This window comes from Corynebacterium sp. CNCTC7651, from assembly GCF_021496665.1.
GTDB lineage: Bacteria > Actinomycetota > Actinomycetes > Mycobacteriales > Mycobacteriaceae > Corynebacterium.
On record NZ_CP071246.1, the window covers coordinates 131,388 to 146,436 of the forward strand.

At 64.2% G+C, this 15,049-nt stretch carries 15 protein-coding genes; 9 read left to right on the forward strand and 6 right to left on the reverse strand.

Going from position 1 to position 15,049, the window contains the following annotated elements; translation table 11 throughout:
• Positions 1–250 precede the first annotated feature (250 nt).
• From JZY91_RS00605 to JZY91_RS00635, 7 genes are all read left to right on the forward strand, one after another.
• A complete protein-coding gene (locus tag JZY91_RS00605; RefSeq protein ID WP_234948077.1) occupies positions 251–1,024 on the forward strand; it encodes a succinate dehydrogenase cytochrome b subunit in 774 nt (257 codons plus the stop codon).
• A 21-nt stretch (positions 1,025–1,045) separates the two neighbouring features.
• Positions 1,046–3,118 carry a fumarate reductase/succinate dehydrogenase flavoprotein subunit gene (locus JZY91_RS00610; protein WP_234948078.1) on the forward strand — a complete coding sequence of 691 codons (2,073 nt, stop codon included), beginning with the start codon at positions 1,046–1,048 and terminating at the stop codon, positions 3,116–3,118.
• Entirely contained in the window at positions 3,118–3,867 is a 750-nt protein-coding gene (locus JZY91_RS00615; protein WP_234948079.1) for a succinate dehydrogenase/fumarate reductase iron-sulfur subunit, read from the forward strand. Before JZY91_RS00610 ends, JZY91_RS00615 begins: the two co-directional genes overlap by 1 nt.
• Before the next feature lie 111 nt (positions 3,868–3,978).
• Positions 3,979–4,350 carry a hypothetical protein gene (locus JZY91_RS00620; RefSeq protein ID WP_234948080.1) on the forward strand — a complete coding sequence of 124 codons (372 nt, stop codon included), beginning with the start codon at positions 3,979–3,981 and terminating at the stop codon, positions 4,348–4,350.
• A 91-nt stretch (positions 4,351–4,441) separates the two neighbouring features.
• Positions 4,442–5,728, forward strand: a complete 1,287-nt coding sequence (locus JZY91_RS00625; protein ID WP_234948081.1) for a DUF445 domain-containing protein — start codon at positions 4,442–4,444, stop codon at positions 5,726–5,728.
• Positions 5,729–5,745: 17 nt separating this feature from the next.
• Positions 5,746–6,450, forward strand: a complete 705-nt coding sequence (locus JZY91_RS00630; RefSeq protein ID WP_234948082.1) for a CGLAU_01105 family protein — start codon at positions 5,746–5,748, stop codon at positions 6,448–6,450.
• Between the two features lie 46 nt (positions 6,451–6,496).
• Complete coding sequence (locus JZY91_RS00635) at positions 6,497–6,775, forward strand: DUF2516 family protein (protein WP_370639274.1); 279 nt, start codon at positions 6,497–6,499, stop codon at positions 6,773–6,775.
• Here the strand turns inward: JZY91_RS00635 and JZY91_RS00640 are convergent.
• From JZY91_RS00640 to JZY91_RS00650, 3 genes are read right to left on the reverse strand one after another with little or no spacing between them, the layout of a single operon-like run.
• Entirely contained in the window at positions 6,763–7,548 is a 786-nt protein-coding gene (locus JZY91_RS00640; RefSeq protein WP_234948084.1) for a DUF2993 domain-containing protein, read from the reverse strand. The two genes, JZY91_RS00635 and JZY91_RS00640, sit on opposite strands and share 13 nt — an antisense overlap.
• 5 nt (positions 7,549–7,553) lie before the next feature.
• Entirely contained in the window at positions 7,554–8,366 is an 813-nt protein-coding gene (locus JZY91_RS00645; protein ID WP_234948085.1) for a class I SAM-dependent methyltransferase, read from the reverse strand.
• 43 nt (positions 8,367–8,409) lie between these two features.
• Positions 8,410–8,901 carry a DUF2505 domain-containing protein gene (locus tag JZY91_RS00650; protein ID WP_234948086.1) on the reverse strand — a complete coding sequence of 164 codons (492 nt, stop codon included), beginning with the start codon at positions 8,899–8,901 and terminating at the stop codon, positions 8,410–8,412.
• Between the two features lie 24 nt (positions 8,902–8,925).
• On the opposite strand from JZY91_RS00650, the gene JZY91_RS00655 reads away from it, so the two are divergent.
• A complete protein-coding gene (locus tag JZY91_RS00655) occupies positions 8,926–9,927 on the forward strand; it encodes a UDP-N-acetylmuramate dehydrogenase (RefSeq protein ID WP_234948087.1) in 1,002 nt (333 codons plus the stop codon).
• Positions 9,928–10,094: 167 nt separating this feature from the next.
• Here the strand turns inward: JZY91_RS00655 and JZY91_RS00660 are convergent, their stop codons facing one another.
• Genes JZY91_RS00660 through JZY91_RS00670 form a run of 3 tightly spaced genes read right to left on the reverse strand, consistent with a single transcriptional unit; the run spans position 10,095 to position 13,909 of the window.
• On the reverse strand, positions 10,095–10,424 hold the full coding sequence (locus tag JZY91_RS00660; protein ID WP_234948088.1) for a nucleotidyltransferase family protein: 330 nt from the start codon (positions 10,422–10,424) through the stop codon (positions 10,095–10,097).
• 51 nt (positions 10,425–10,475) lie between these two features.
• Positions 10,476–12,194 carry a long-chain-fatty-acid--CoA ligase gene (locus tag JZY91_RS00665; protein ID WP_234948089.1) on the reverse strand — a complete coding sequence of 573 codons (1,719 nt, stop codon included), beginning with the start codon at positions 12,192–12,194 and terminating at the stop codon, positions 10,476–10,478.
• Between the two features lie 20 nt (positions 12,195–12,214).
• Positions 12,215–13,909, reverse strand: a complete 1,695-nt coding sequence (locus JZY91_RS00670; RefSeq protein ID WP_234948090.1) for a long-chain-fatty-acid--CoA ligase — start codon at positions 13,907–13,909, stop codon at positions 12,215–12,217.
• A gap of 152 nt (positions 13,910–14,061) precedes the next feature.
• Between JZY91_RS00670 and JZY91_RS00675 the strand changes: the two genes are divergently transcribed.
• Positions 14,062–15,039, forward strand: coding sequence for a MinD/ParA family protein (locus JZY91_RS00675; protein WP_234948091.1), 978 nt, complete (start codon positions 14,062–14,064; stop codon positions 15,037–15,039).
• Positions 15,040–15,049 lie beyond the last annotated feature (10 nt).

Sequence of the window (15,049 nt, forward strand, 5' to 3'; positions counted from 1 at the left end):
CGCCCAGCTTAGGGCAAACTTACCAACCAAAGGTTGACGCATAAAGGGGTACCGGGGGTGGGATTCGGACCAAATCGGAAGTTGCGTGGCCAACATCACACTGGCCATGGCGGTGGGCTATATCCCGTCGATACGCAAGCTGTGCAGCGTGGGGCGCGTGGTGCGAAGGGGGCAAACGCTTCTCGACGCTCGCTGAAAATACGTGTAAAGGAGCCTGCGACCTTAAAGTGAAATCGACACTGGAGGTGCCATGACTGTACAAAACGCAGACCGTGAAGCCATTCGTCACGGAAAAATCACTGAGAAGCCGCTGCGCGAGCGGCCGTCCTACCCAACTTGGGCCGTCAAGCTGACCATGGCCATCACCGGCCTGATCTTCGGCCTGTTCGTGCTCGGCCACATGGTCGGCAACCTGAAGATCTTCATGCCGCTGAACGCCAACGGCGTGGCACCGATCGATGAGTACGGAGAGTTCCTCCGCACCATCGGCGAGCCGCTGTTCCCGCGCGAGGGCTTCCTCTGGATCCTGCGCATCATCCTGCTGGCCTGCCTGGTGCTGCACATCTGGGGCGCGTTCACCCTGCGTGCACGCTCTTCCCGCTCCCGCGGCAAGTTCCGCCGCACCAACCTGATGGGCGGCTGGCAGTCCACCGCGACCCGCTGGATGCTCGCCACCGGCGTCATCCTCCTGCTCTTCCTCGTCTTCCACATCCTGGACCTCACCCTCGGTGAGGTGGTTGCTTCCGACGAGTTCGTGCACGGCGCCGTCCGCGACAACCTGCTGGCTACCTTCGCCCCGCACCGCTGGCCGGTGACCCTGTTCTACGTGCTGGCAATGGTGGCGCTTGCGCTGCACCTCACCCACGGCGTGTACCTGGCAGTTTCGGACCTCGGCTGGCTCGGTGAGCGCGGCCGCGGCCTGATGATCTTCCTGGGCTACGTCCTCCCGTTCATCGTCGTGATCGGCAACATCATCATGCCGATCGCCATCGCATTCGGCTGGGTGCCGGGATTCACTCGGTAAGGCTGATTAGGAGAAACATCAATGACTACCTCTATTAACGCGAACACGGGCTCCGCCGGCGCCGAGCAGCAGGCCACGTCCGCTACGCAGGGCGCCGATGTCAACGCAGGCTTCCGTCAGCCGGAATCCGTCGTCGCCGGCGTGCACCTGGGCGAGGTCCTGGGCAACGCCGAGCCGAACCGCGACAAGGTTCGCATGCGCGACATGTGGGAGTACCAGAAGGACCACATGAACCTGGTCTCCCCGCTGAACCGCCGCAAGTTCACTGTCCTGGTTGTCGGCACCGGCCTCTCCGGCGGTGCTGCCGCAGCCGCCCTCGGCGAGCTGGGCTACAACGTCAAGGTTTTCACCTACCACGACGCTCCGCGCCGTGCGCACTCCATTGCTGCACAGGGTGGCGTGAACTCCGCCCGCGGCAAGAAGGTGGACAACGACGGTGCGTACCGCCACTGCAAGGACACCGTGAAGGGCGGCGACTACCGCTGCCGCGAGTCCGACTGCTGGCGCTTGGCCATCGAGTCCGTCCGCGTCATCGACCACATGAACGCCATCGGCGCCCCGTTCGCGCGCGAGTACGGCGGCACCCTGGCCACCCGTTCCTTCGGTGGCGTGCAGGTCTCCCGCACCTACTACACCCGCGGCCAGACAGGCCAGCAGCTGCAGCTGTCCACCGCATCGGCGCTGCAGCGCCAGATCCACCTGGGCAACGTGGAGATCTTCACCCACAACGACCTGATGGATCTCATCATCACCGAGCAGGACGGCAAGAAGCGTTGCAACGGCATTGTGACCCGCAACCTCATCACCGGTGAGATCACCCCGTTCACCGGCCACGCCGTTATCCTCGCCACCGGCGGGTACGGCAACGTGTACCACAAGACCACGCTGGCCAAGAACTCCAACGCGTCCGCCATCATGCGCGCGTACGAGCGCGGTGCGTACCTGGCATCCCCGTGCTTCGTCCAGTTCCACCCGACCGGCCTGCCGGTCAACGCGAAGTGGCAGGCGAAGACCACCCTGATGTCCGAGTCCCTGCGTAACGACGGCCGTATTTGGACCCCGAAGGAGAAGGGCGACGACCGCGATCCGAAGGACATCCCGGAGGAGGAGCGCGACTACTTCCTGGAGCGCCGCTACCCGGCCTTCGGTAACCTCGTCCCGCGTGACGTGGCATCCCGCGCCATCTCCCAGCAGCTGAACGCCGGCTACGGCGTTGGCCCGCTGCACAACTCCGCGTACCTGGACTTCTCCGACGCCATCGAGCGCCTTGGTGAGGACACCATCCGCGAGCGCTACTCCAACCTGTTCGAGATGTACGAGGACTCCACCGGTGAGAACCCGTACCAGGTGCCGATGCGTATTGCGCCGACCGTCCACTTCACCATGGGCGGCCTGTGGACCGACTTCAACGAGATGACCTCCATCGACGGCCTCTTCGCCGCCGGTGAGTGCTCCTGGACCTACCACGGTGCAAACCGCCTGGGCGCGAACTCCCTGCTGTCTGCGTCCGTGGACGGCTGGTTCACCCTCCCGTTCACCATCCCGAACTACCTGGCCAACCACCTTGGCGAGGCAGCTCTGGCAATCGACGCACCGGAGGTGCACGAGGCTGTCACCCGCACCCAGGACCGCATCGAGTTCCTCATGCGCGTCCAGGGCGCTGATCCGCACGGCCCGGAGTACTACCACGAGCAGCTCGGCGCGCTCCTCTACGAGTTCTGCGGCGTTGCCCGCACCGTTGAGGGCCTGCAGGAGGGCATCCAGCGCATTCGCGCACTGCGTCAGGACTTCCTGGCCAACATCTCCATTCCGGGTTCCCCGAACGACATGAACCAGACCCTCGAGGCTTCTCTGCGCCTCTGGGACTACATCAACCTCGGCGAGCTCATGTGCGTGGACGCACTGGACCGCGACGAGTCCTGTGGTGCGCACTACCGCATGGACCACCTCACCGACGACGGTGAGGCTGAGCGTGACGACGAGAACTGGTGCTTCGTCTCCGCTTGGGAGCCTGCAGGTGACGGCGAGTTCATCCGCCACGCAGAGCCCCTGTACTTCGATTCGATCCCGCTGATGGCAAGGAACTACAAGTAATGAAACTGACACTTGAGATCTGGCGTCAGGCCGGACCCGATACCGACGGTGCGTTCGAGACCGTCCAGGTCGACGACGCTGTGCCCCAGATGTCGATCCTGGAGCTGCTCGACCACGTGAACAACCAGTACGTGGAGGCCGGCAAGGAGCCGTTCACCTTCGCGCACGATTGCCGCGAGGGCATCTGCGGCACCTGTGGCCTGTCCGTCAACGGCCGCCCGCACGGTGCTGGCCAGAACACCACCGCGTGCCTGCAGCGTCTCTTGAATTACAAGGACGGCGACACCCTCAAGATCGAGCCGTTCCGCTCCGGCGCATTCCCGGTTATCAAGGACCTGGCTGTTGACCGCTCTGCCCTTGACCGCGTGATGCAGCAGGGCGGCTACGTCTCCGTGAACGCGGGTACCGCCCCGGATGCGGACACCCTGCACGTGAACCACCACGACGCTGAGCTGGCGCTCGACTACGCTGCCTGCATCGGCTGCGGCGCTTGTGTCGCTGCGTGCCCGAACGGTGCTGCTCACCTGTTCACCGGCGCGAAGCTGAAGCACCTCAAGCTGCTGCCGCTGGGTAAGCAGGAGCGAGCACGCCGCGCCCGCAAGATGGTTGATGAGCTGGAGACCAACTTCGGCCACTGCTCGCTGTACGGCGAGTGCGCGGATGTCTGCCCGGCAGGCATTCCGCTGGACGCTGTCGGCGCGATCAACGCCGAGCGCGCCCGTGCTGCCTTCAAGGGCGGCGACGACTAAGCACCCGTCAACTGTCGGCAACACTTACGGTGACTGCGCTCGCGCGGTGCCGTATAGTTGCCGACATACACGGTGCATACCCACCCACAGGAAATAGTTAAGGAATTCACCATGGCTTCCCAGCACGCGGTTGCAGACATTCAGTCTGAGTCGTTCCCGGAGTACCAGACGGCAATCCACCACACGTACATCGAGGGCTACGACCCGGTCTCTCTGGCCGCGCCGCACTCCTCCCTGTCGCGCTACTCCACTTGGGTTGCCATGGGCTGCATCCTGGCCTCCCTGTTCGGTCTGGGCATCCTCGTGTGGGGCATCGGCGCCAAGTTCGTGGGCTGGGGCGCTCAGTCTGAGGACCTTTCCAACATCCTGATGATTCTGGGCGGCGCCGAGATGGTGATCACCCTCCTCGCAGGCTTCATCCTCATCACCATGGGCCGCAAGGACTACAAGCGCTACCGCTCCACCACTGGTCGCGTGAACTAGCGTGGCGGCTGCCGGCGAACGTCGGCAAGCATCTCCCTGCTCCTCCGAGGGTAGGGAGATTTTTCGTTTCCCCTCCTGATTTAATCGGGGTATGGCAACTCCAGTCGCGGTTCCAATGCCCGGCCCGTCCAATGAGGCGGAGCGCAGGGAAACGCTACGAAGGTACAAAACCACCATGACCGGCTTGCTGGTGGTCATGGCGGTGATCTTCCTGTCCTGCTCGTGGTGGCAGTCGCATGGCACGGCCCCGGTGTGGGTCGGGTACGTGCGCGCCGCCGCGGAGGCTGGCATGGTGGGCGGATTGGCGGACTGGTTCGCGGTCACTGCCCTGTTCAAGTACCCCATGGGGATCAAGATCCCGCACACTGCCATCATCCCGAGCAAGAAGGACCAGGTGGCTGATGCGCTGAGCGGCTTTGTCAGCGAGAACTTCCTCAACGCCCGCACGATCACGGAGAAGGTGATGCAGGCGGGCATCCCGGAGAAGGCAGGCGCGTGGCTGGCCAAGCCGGCGAACGCGGAGCGCGTGAGCGAGGAGGCCGGCAAGTTCGCAGTCCGAATGGTGGAGGGCATTGATCCGCTCGAAGCGGAGGCGTTCATCGATTCCCAGGTAGTTTCGCGCCTGGGCGAGCCGGTGTGGGGCCCGCCGATCGGACGCATGCTGGAGGGCTTCATTGCGGACGGCAAGGTGGAGCCTGTCGTGGACGATGTGGTGGCCTGGGGTCGCCGCAAGCTCGGCGGCATGCAGGGAAGCATTGTCAGCATGATCGATGAGCGGATGCCCAAGTGGGCTCCGCAGTTTGCCAAGGAGCTTGTGGGGGAGCGGGTGTACCGCGAGCTGGTGGCTTTCATGGCTGAGGTGGACACAAACCCGGAGCACGAGGCACGCAAGGCCATCCGCCGCACGATCTTCCAGTTTGCGCAGGACCTGCAGTTCGACGGCGCCACCATCACGCGGGTGGAGGAGCTCAAGGCGGACATCATGGGCTCGGACGCGGTCACTTCCGCCGCGGGCGGCATCTGGGAGCAGCTTTCTGCCGCGCTTATCGACGCAGCTTCGGACCCGGAATCAACACTCCGTCGAAAAGTAGCCCAAGCTGCGGCGGAGTGGGGCGAGAAGCTGGTGGGCGACCCCGAGGTGCGCGCAGCTGCGGAGCGCAACCTGGAGCGTGCGACGCATTTCGCGGCGGTGAACGGCGCTGACCAGATTGTTGGCATTATCGCGGAGACCATTCAGCGGTGGGACGGGGAGGAAGCCGCGGACAAGATTGAGCTCATGGTGGGAAAAGACCTGCAGTTCATCCGCCTTAACGGCACAATTGTCGGTGCGCTGGCGGGCCTGGTTATTTACACTGTGTCTCAACTCCTGTTCTTCTAACAAAGGAAGCGATTGACATGACTGAGAACACCCCGATTTACGACGAGACCTTGAACGCCACCGGCGCGGATGCTGCTGCTGAGGCCACCGGCACTGCTGCCCAGGACGCTGCTGCAGAGGCCAAGGCTGACGCGAAGGCCGAGGAGGCCCAGGAAGACGCCAAGGTTGCGCGCGATAATCTCCGCGAGGCGGGCGACGCCCTGCTGGCAGCGGGTTCCGCGCTGGGTGCCGCGATTGGCAAGTTCGCCGAGGGCCTGCCGGAGCGTTTCAAGAACGCCTCCGACAGCGCACGTGAGAGCCTGAACCAGGCTGCAACCGAGGGCGAGGTCCGCTCCATTGCCACCAACTGGGCGAATGAGGCGGAGAAGGTGTTCAATAACTTCCGCGAGCGCGACCTGAAGTTCACCGACGATGCACGGGCGACGCTGACCGGTGCCGTGAAGGACATTCGCGAATCCTTCAACGAGCGCATGGACAAGGTTGACACCTCCGGTGTGGAGAACACCGTGGTTGACCTGCGCACCCGCTTCGATGCGTTTGCGGACCGCCTGCAGAACCAGTTCGCCGCGGAGCCGAAGCCGGCAGACGCTGAGGCTGACGTCCACGCTGACGTGATCGACGGCGAGGTTGTTGAGGCTGACAAGGTCGGCGCCGACAAGGTCGACGCCGAGAAGGACGTGTACGTGGACACGGACGCAGACCTCGCAGAAGACACCAAGTAAGCTGCCCCCTATGGATTCCACGGCGATCGACCAGGTTGTAACCATCATGCGTGTGCCGGGACAGTTGCAAAGTCTGCTGTTCCGCCTCACGGCGATCGCCGGAATCGTCGGCGCAGTGCTTGCTGCCACGACAAGGGCGGACGCGTTTGAGGCCGCCAACCGTCAACCGAAGATGGTGTGGGTGGCCATCCTCGCGTTCTCGGCGCTGGCCCTGTTGATCCCGCTGCCGTTCATTGCGTGGTTCGGCGCGGTTGCGGTGGGCATTTACTTCTTTGATGTCCGCCCGCAGATTACCAACATTCTGCGCGGCAACTACGGCTGGTAGGCGGTCTGCAACTGCCCCTGCAGCTCATTCTGCAGCTGGCTGAAGTTGACGTTGTTGCCGCCCATTTCTACGCGCAAGCCTCCGGGGATGACGGTGACGTTGCGGACCTGCATGTCGCCCGTCACTTCTTGGCGCATCCCTTCTGCCATGGCTTCCGTGAGCGCCTCTGCGACACCGTCCGGCAAGTCCACACCGAAGAGTTGGGTGCTGGCAGCCTCAAAGCTCAGCTGGCCGTTTGCGCTCGTGGGCCGCAGTTCCACCCCGGCGACACCACTGGTGAACATGATGGTGAATGTTCCGCTAACGGGATCCGTGAGCACGTCAGACACCGTAATCACGTTTTTAAGAAAGCGGTTGTTGCCAATCTGATCCTGGATCTGTTGGTTGAGCACCGCCCGCAGGAAATCGTTCGGCAGTTCCGTGGTCACGTGGAAGGTCCTGGCCACAGGCTCACCGTCCGTGATGCGCACGTTCTCCAGCACGACCGTGGCCGCCGGATCGCCGGACACCTGGTCCCCGCTCACCCGCAAGGTGGAGGGGGTGGAAATGGTCATGTGCGGGAAGGAACCACCCAACAGTCCGATGGTGACGGGCTGGGAGCCGAAGGACACCTCCGGTTCGGCGGCGGCAACCGCGCCTGGGCCAACCGCCTGGCTCTGGTAACTGGAGGTGATTTGGCTGGCCACGAACATCCTGATTCCGGCCTCTGCCACCAGCAGGAGAATCAGCAGGGCGGCAAACACCCCAACGGTCACCTTCCACGCTTTCTTCATGCGGCCTAGTCTACGGACGGGGCGACGGCCTCCCAAGCAACCGTGAGGGAGTTATCGCGCAGCCGGCGCCGCTGCGGCTCGAGCGGCCACCCGCGCCGCACCAGCTCAGCGTGTGTTTCGCGCCACCTCACCCGCGGGCCGTGGGGAGCCCAGCCGGCGGCGTGCTCCCAGGCCTCGTCAGCATCCGCAAGCAGCGCGTGAATGCGTTCACCGGGGACGTTGCGGTGGATCAGCACCTTCGGCAGCCGCTCCGCAACATCGCTGGGGGCGGCTACGTCGTGCGGGTCCCAGGACAGTGTGAGGGATTGCGGGCCGGTGGCATCCAAGAGCACCCACGTGGCGCGCCGGCCCAGCTCGTCGCACGTGCCCTCGATGAACAGCCCGCCGGGCGCGAGGCGGGATGTCACGGCTTCCCATGCGTCGGCCACATCGGCCACGTCGTACTGCCGCAGCACGTTGAATGCGCGCACCAAGTGCGGGGTGTGCCCGGCCAGCTCGAAGCCGCCGAGCTCAAAGCGCACGCCGTCGCGCGGCGGCAGCACACGCCCCGGATCAATCTCCAGGCCCACAACGTCCACGCCGGGGTTGACTTGGCGCAGCCAGCGGGCCCACTCCACGGTCGTGGTGTGGGAGGCCCCGTAGCCGACGTCGATAGCCAAAGGGTGCGCCACGGAGCGCAGTACCGAACCTACGCGCGGGTGGAAACGGGTCCACCGATCAGAACGGCGCAGGCGGTTCACCCCGGTCGTGCCGCGGGTGATTACCCCGTACGGCTTGCCTTGGCTCGCCTGCGCCCGCAGGTTGTGGTAGTGCGCCACGAAACGATTGTTGGTGTTGCGGCAAGCTCAGCCGCGTCACGGGTTAGAGATTGTCAGCAATCCACTGCTCGGTGAGCTTGGCCTCGTTCTCCACAATCTCCTCGAGCGCCTCCGCCACCTTCGGCTCAAGTGCGGCGCCCATGAACGGGATGTCCACCTTGACCTCGTTGTCGTACGCCAGGGAGGTGGTGTCGCCCTCGCCGGACATCGCAATCTCGCCCGAAAAATCCACCGGGGTGCCCTTCACGTCGCCGGTGAAGGTGTGGGTTGCCTTGCCGTCAACCAGCTGGCCGATGTGCACCACGCGCTTGAGCTTCAGGTCCTGCGAGATCATGGCCTGCGCCGCGGCCGGCATGATGGACTTCGGCAGGATCTCAAACAGCGTTGCCACGTCGCCGGTGAACTCGTGCAGCTGGCCCGGCTCGGGGGAGAGGTGGGCTGCGATGTGCTCCCAGTACTCCTTGGACGCGTACGCCTCCGCCACCTTCTCCGCGGGGTGGTTAATGGTAACGGTAACTTCGCTACGTGCAGTCATGGATAAAAGACTACCGTGGCATGCGTGTCTGACTCATCATTCGCCTCCCTGACCACGTTGCGTGTTGGTGGCACGCCCGCAGAGTTGATCCGCTGCACCACCGCAGAAGAGCTGGCAGAAACCGTCGCGCGGCTTGATGCGGCCGGCACTGACCTGCTTATCGTCGGCGGCGGCTCCAACTTGGTGGTGGCTGACGGCCAGCTGCCCCTCACCGCTGTGCTGGTGGCTAATGAGGGCATCGAGCTTATCGACGGCTCTTTGCTCCGCGTCCAAGCCGGCACCACCTGGGACGATGTTGTGGCGTACGCGGTAGAGCGCGGCTTGGGCGGTATTGAGACGCTCTCCGGCATCCCGGGATCTGCGGGCGCGACGCCGGTGCAAAACGTCGGCGCCTACGGCTCCGAGATTTCGGATGTGCTCACCCGCGTCCGCCTCTACAACCGTGAGACGGGTGCGGATGAGTGGGTGACAGCGGAATCGCTGGAGCTGGCGTACCGCTACTCCAACCTGAAGTTCACCAACCGCGCCGTGGTGTTGGAGATTGAGCTGCAGCTGGAGCCGACGGAGCTTTCCATCCCGCTGCGCCACTTGGGTGGAGAGCGCCTTCCGCTTGCGGAAGCTCGAGAGAACGTCCTAGCAACGCGTCGCACCAAGGGCATGGTTTTGGATGCCGGGGATCACGATACGTGGTCTGCCGGCTCCTTCTTCACCAACCCTGTGGTGCCCACCGCGCTGGCGGATGCGATCGACGCAAAGGTGGGGGAGGCCGGCATGCCCCGCTTCGCGGCGGGTGACGGGCAGGAGAAGCTTTCCGCCGCCTGGCTCATCGAGCGCGCCGGGTTCCCCCGCGGCTATCCGGGTGAGGACGCGCCTGCCCGCCTTTCCACTAAGCACACGCTGGCGCTGACCAACCGCGGCAACGCGAATGCATCGGACATCGTTGCCTTGGCCACGGACGTGCAGGCTGGTGTGGAGAAACAATTCGGCGTGCAGCTGGTGCCCGAGCCCGTCTGGGTGGGGTTTTAAGCCTGCGATCTACAACTGTCCCTTGAGGGTTCGGAGAGCGAGCTCCAAGGGTGGTAGGTGGTTGTCGACGATGTCCTGTATCAGGGCAAAGTCCACGACGAAATACTCGTAGCGTCACCGTTTGATCGCCGCAAGCGCATCGTCGATTCGTTCTGCTGGCCCGCGCATCAGATAGCCACTGCGTCGCGGGACACGGTTTGTGAAACTTCGGCTCTTAACAGCGGTGACGGAAGAATATCGATGTCGTTTCGTCCAAAAAGTTGACGGGTCTCTTCCATCAACCCCGAGGCGCGCATCAGCACATTCCCTGCGTCTGGGTCCATATCCACAAGAATATCTATGTCTGATTGGGCACCAGCGGTTCCGCGGGCGACAGATCCGCAGAGCCGCGGATTCGTCGCGCCGTATTTGTCCAGCAAGCGCTGTAGTTCGTCGCGGTGCCCGCGAACCACCTCTCGCATGATGCGCGAGGCCAGGGTCGGCATTTCGTTGCGCATACTGCACAATCTAGCGCGTTTTAAGAAAGCCGTATTTCAGAAGATCGTGCTCTACCCCTCGGCCAAGCGAGCAAGCAGGGTTTCGCGCACCTCGCGGCGGCGCACCCTGCCCATCTGGTCGCGGTTGAGGTCCTCGAAGTGGTAGAAGGTGCGGGGAACCTTGTAGCGCGTGAGGTTCGCACGGGCGAAGTCCTTTAGGCCCTCCGGGTCTAGGGCTGCGCCATCTTCCAGCACCACGCACGCCACGACGTCTTCTGAACCATCCTTGCGGGGACGGCCAACAACGGCCACGTCGGTGATGTCCGGGTGGCGGCGCAGCACTTCCTCCACCTCGGCGGGGTAGACGTTGAAGCCGCCGGTGATGATGAGCTCCTTGAGGCGGCTGACCAACTTGATAAAGCCGTCTTCTTCCATCGTGCCCATATCGCCGGTGCGGAACCAGCCGTTGTGGAAGGCTCGCTCGGTCGCCTCATCGTTGTTCATGTAGCCGGAGAAGACCTGCGGGCCGCGGGCGAGAATCTCGCCGGCCTCGCCGTAGGGCATGAGCTCATCCGGGTGCTCCGGGTTCACAATGCGGATCTCGGTATCCGGGAACGGTAGGCCAATGTAGCCCGGGCGGCGATCAGCGGACCTCGGGTTACCAATCAGGATTGGGCCAGTTTCTGTTAGGCCGTAGCCTTCCACCAGGTAGCCGCCGGTGAGCGCTTCCCAATCCTCGATCACGGAGGCGGGTAGCGAGGACGCGCCGGAGAAACCAATCTCCACGTGGGAGAGGTCCACATTCTCCTTTTTCGCGGTTTCCACAATGCGCTCAAACAGCGTGGGCACGCCAGGCACAAACGTCGGCTTATCCTTCTTCAGCGCCTTCATCACCAGGTCCATCTTCGGGGCTGGCAACAGGATCAGTTCGGAGCCGATGAGCACTGGAAGCGTGAGGGAGAACGTCAATCCGTAGGCGTGGAAGAACGGGAGAGTGGCCAGCATGCGCTGGTCCTCAGTCTGCAGCTCCTTCACCCACGCGGCGCCCTGCACCGGGTTAGCAATGAGGTTGGCGTGGGTGAGCAATGCGCCCTTGGGTACGCCGGTGGTGCCGGAGGTGTACAAGATCAGCGCGGGAGACTCCGGAGTGATGCCCTCCGGCGCTCCCAGGTCGGCTCCGTCGCCGCCGATGGCGGAGCTGATCAGCGCCTCCCACGGCACGGTGTTCTTTGCCGGGCTGGTGAGCGAGGCGCGCGCCTCCATCAGCTTGGGCAGCGGGATCCGCAGGGCCACCTGCTGCATGCGCGGCATCGCCTTGGTCATATTCACGCTGACCAGCGTCTCCAGCGGGGTGGTGCCGCGCAGCTGCTCCAACGTGGCCGCGGCCTTGTCCCACACGATGGCTACGCGCGCCTTGTGGTCCTCAAACTGCGGGCGCAGCTCATTCGCGGTGTAGAGCGGGTTGTGCTCCACCACCACGCCGCCGAGCATGTGCACCGCGTAGTAGGCGGCGACGTGCTGGGGGCAGTTGGGCAGCATGATGGCCACGCGGTCGCCCGGGCGGACGCCGAACGCCTTCAAACCGGCCGCAGCGCGGCGGACCTCGCGGTCAAGCTCCGCGTAGGTCTGCGTCCTGCCGAAGAACTTGGTCGCCGGCTTCTGCGCATTGCGCGCCAGATTGTCGGCGTACATTTCCTGCAGCGTGGTCTGCCCGTAGGTCAGCGGCGGCTTGGTCCATTCGGAGTAGTACTGCAGCCAGGGTTGGGTGACGTTTGGATCGGGCGCATTCATGCGCACAACACTACGCTAACTTACGCTTCCGTAAGGTCCCGGAGCAGTGCGTCGCGCACTTCGCGGCGGCGGATCTTGCCCGTCTGGTCGCGCTGCAGCTCCTCAAAGTGGTAGAAGGTCCGCGGCACTTTGTAGCGCGTCAGACGCTCCCGGGCAAAGGCCTTCATGCCCTCGGGGTCGAGGGCTGCGCCGTCGCGAAGCGTCACGCACGCCACCACGTCCTCGGACCCGTCCGTGCGGGGGCGGCCCACCACGGCAATGTCGGTCACGTCAGGGTGCTGGCGGATGATGTTTTCCACCTCATCCGGGTAGACGTTGAAGCCGCCGGTGATGATGATCTCCTTGATACGCGCCACCAGGCGGATGAACCCGTCTTCTTCCATCACCGCCATGTCGCCGGTGCGGAACCAATCCTCGTGGAATGAGCGCTTGTTCGCCTCCGGCTTGTTCAGGTACCCGGAGAAGACCTGCGGCCCGCGGGCTAGCAGCTCGCCGGGCTCACCATCCGGCATGGTCTCCGCGGGGTTGTCCGGGTTGGCAATGCGGATTTCGGTGTGGGGGAACGGCAGGCCGACATAACCTGGGCGGCGGTTGCCGTCCAGCGGGTTCGCGCACAGGATCGGGGCAGTTTCGGTCAGGCCGTAGCCTTCGATCAGGCGTCCGCCGGTGGCTGCCTCCCAGCGCTCGATGGTGGCGGCCGGGAGCGTCGCCGCGCCTGAGACGGAGGAGTGGATGGAGGACAGGTCTACGCCGGTCTCTAGTGCCCAGTCCGTAATCCGGTCGTAGAGCGTTGGCACGCCTGGGAGCACGGTGGGGCGGGTCTTCACAATCGCCTTTTGGTACAGGTCCGGTTTGGGTGCGGGGACAAGCACCATCTGTGCGGCGTCGGTAAGAGCGAGCGCGTAGTTCAAGGTCAAGCCGTAAATGTGGAAGAGCGGGAGAACGGCCAAGATCCTTTCCTCCACCGCGCCCCAGTTTTCCAGCCACTGCAGGCCGCCCTTCAGCACGGCCACAATGTTGCGGTGCGTCAGCGGCGCCCCCTTCGGCTCGCCGGTCGTGCCGGAGGTGTAGAGGATGAATGCGACGTGGTCCTGCGTGACGGAGGGGCCGTGCACCGTGCCGCGCGCGTGCGCCAGCATGTCTTTCCAGGAGATGGTGCCCGGCGCGGGCTTGGTCAGCTCGGCCCGCTTCTTGCTCACGGGCGGGAGGGGGAGTGAGAGCACTGCTTGCAGCGCTAGCGGCATTTCATCGACCATGTTGACGCTGATCACTGTCTCCAGCGGTGTCTCTTTGGTCAGGTCCAGGAAGGTTTGCGCCTGCCGGTCAAAGACAATGGCCACTTTCGCGCCGTGGTCCAAAAACTGGCTCTTGAGCTCGTAGGAGGTGTAGAGGGGGTTGTGCTCCACCACGGTGGCGCCCAGGCGCAGGATGGCCGTGACAGCGATGACGTGCTGCGGGCAGTTCGGCAGCGCCACCGCCACCCGGTCCCCCTCTCGCACGCCGAGGCGGGTGAGCGCGGAGGCGGCGCGGCCCACTTTCTCGTTGAGCTGGCCGTAGGTGAGTTCTTTGCCCATGAACCAGGTTGCCGTGTTCTTCGGTTCGGTTGCCACGCACTCGTTGAACAGGCTCACCAACGTATCGGATCCCAGGTCCGGGTACGGGTCGGTCCATTCCGCGTACTGCCCAATCCAAGCTTTGCTCTCAAACGCGCCCATGCGGCTCCTTACATAGTTTGTTCGGGGAACAAAAGTATGAAAATTATAACCTACGGTGCCGTAACTTTCGCTCAGCGCGCGCAAAATCTTTCTGCGCAGTAGGCTTGGCCTGGAAAAACTCGGGGGAATTTTTCATTGGGGGGAGTACACCTTTGACCACGTATCAAAACGCGTCGCGGGACACCATCGATCTTGTGCCGCCCGCCGCGCTCGACCAGTCCAACCTTGTCGACCCGGTCAAACAGCCGCCGCGCCACGGCTGGCGCAAGCTGGTCCACACCGCCACTGCTGGCCGCATCAACCCGGGCGGCTCGCGGCGGGAGCTCGAGGAGCAGTTGCTTGACGACGCTATCCGGGCACCCCTTCGCGGCGACTACCGCATCGCGGTGATGAGCCTGAAAGGGGGCGTGGGCAAAACCACGACCACCGTCGCGCTCGGCGGCATCTTTGCCCAGACGCGGGGCGACCGCGTCATCGCCATCGACGCGAATCCGGATTTGGGCACGCTGGCCCAGCGTGCAGCGGCAGGCACGCCACCGACTATCCGGGACCTCTTGGCGGCGCCTGACACGTCCCGCTACCCGCAGGTCAGGGCATTTACTACCCAGGCAAACTCGCGGCTGGAGGTGATCGCCTCGGAGCGTGACCCGGCGGTGTCTGAAGCATTCTCAGAACTGGACTACCGGCGCTCCATCGACATCCTTCAGCACCACTACAACGTCATCCTCACGGACTGCGGCACCGGGCTCATGCACTCCGCGATGGCCGGCGTGCTCGACTTGGCTAACACGTTGGTGTTGGTCACATCGCCGGCTTTGGACGGTGCGCAGTCCGCGTCTGCCACACTGGATTGGCTGGGGCTGCACGGCTACGACCGCTTGGCCGCGAACGCTGTGGTGGTGATTTCGGCTTCGGCGCCGGGAAAGGCGACCGTCGATACGCAAAAGCTCATCCAGCATTTTGAGGCCAGGACCCGGGCCGTGCACCAGGTGCCGTATGACCGCCACCTTGCGGAGGGCGCCGTGGTGGATTTGGAGCGGCTCCAGCCGGCGACGCTGCGAGCCTACCGGCAGCTCGCCGCGACGGTAGCCGCGGATTTCGGGTCCTGGCACCGCCACGCGCAGGGTTAGCGCGCTAGTG

What these genes read in the sequence shown, in the direction of transcription:
- JZY91_RS00670 (WP_234948090.1), bottom strand. Translation starts at nt 13,909, where the DNA reads ATGGGCGCGTTTGAGAGCAAAGCTTGGATTGGGCAGTACGCGGAATGG.
- JZY91_RS00630 (WP_234948082.1), top strand. Translation starts at nt 5,746, where the DNA reads ATGACTGAGAACACCCCGATTTACGACGAGACCTTGAACGCCACCGGC.
- JZY91_RS00620 (WP_234948080.1), top strand. Translation starts at nt 3,979, where the DNA reads ATGGCTTCCCAGCACGCGGTTGCAGACATTCAGTCTGAGTCGTTCCCG.
- JZY91_RS00605 (WP_234948077.1), top strand. Translation starts at nt 251, where the DNA reads ATGACTGTACAAAACGCAGACCGTGAAGCCATTCGTCACGGAAAAATC.
- JZY91_RS00665 (WP_234948089.1), bottom strand. Translation starts at nt 12,194, where the DNA reads ATGAATGCGCCCGATCCAAACGTCACCCAACCCTGGCTGCAGTACTAC.
- JZY91_RS00640 (WP_234948084.1), bottom strand. Translation starts at nt 7,548, where the DNA reads ATGAAGAAAGCGTGGAAGGTGACCGTTGGGGTGTTTGCCGCCCTGCTG.
- JZY91_RS00660 (WP_234948088.1), bottom strand. Translation starts at nt 10,424, where the DNA reads ATGCGCAACGAAATGCCGACCCTGGCCTCGCGCATCATGCGAGAGGTG.
- JZY91_RS00610 (WP_234948078.1), top strand. Translation starts at nt 1,046, where the DNA reads ATGACTACCTCTATTAACGCGAACACGGGCTCCGCCGGCGCCGAGCAG.
- JZY91_RS00635 (WP_370639274.1), top strand. Translation starts at nt 6,497, where the DNA reads ATGCGTGTGCCGGGACAGTTGCAAAGTCTGCTGTTCCGCCTCACGGCG.
- JZY91_RS00650 (WP_234948086.1), bottom strand. Translation starts at nt 8,901, where the DNA reads ATGACTGCACGTAGCGAAGTTACCGTTACCATTAACCACCCCGCGGAG.
- JZY91_RS00625 (WP_234948081.1), top strand. Translation starts at nt 4,442, where the DNA reads ATGGCAACTCCAGTCGCGGTTCCAATGCCCGGCCCGTCCAATGAGGCG.
- JZY91_RS00615 (WP_234948079.1), top strand. Translation starts at nt 3,118, where the DNA reads ATGAAACTGACACTTGAGATCTGGCGTCAGGCCGGACCCGATACCGAC.